The organism is Paenibacillus cineris, from assembly GCF_018333335.1.
Taxonomy (GTDB): domain Bacteria; phylum Bacillota; class Bacilli; order Paenibacillales; family Paenibacillaceae; genus Paenibacillus_AQ; species Paenibacillus_AQ favisporus.
This window is the reverse complement of sequence record NZ_BORU01000052.1, coordinates 1-252: the sequence shown is the minus strand read 5'-3', so window position 1 is coordinate 252 and position 252 is coordinate 1. Positions and strand designations below refer to the sequence as shown.

The 252-nt window shown below is 49.6% G+C and carries 1 rRNA gene; it reads right to left on the bottom strand.

The window, feature by feature from the left end:
* Positions 1-252 (bottom strand): 23S ribosomal RNA (locus tag KI379_RS33905); the annotation flags it as partial.

The window sequence follows — 252 nt, the reverse complement described above, 5'->3', positions numbered from 1 at the left end:
TTTCGGCGGATCAGATTCTCACTGATCTTTTCGTTACTCATACCGGCATTCTCACTTGTATACGCTCCAGCACTCCTTACGGTATACCTTCAACGCTGTATACAACGCTCCCCTACCCCTGATGCAAGCATCAAGCCATAGCTTCGGTGGTGTGTTTAGCCCCGTTACATTTTCGGCGCAGAGTCACTCGACCAGTGAGCTATTACGCACTCTTTCAATGGTGGCTGCTTCTAAGCCAACATCCTGGTTGTC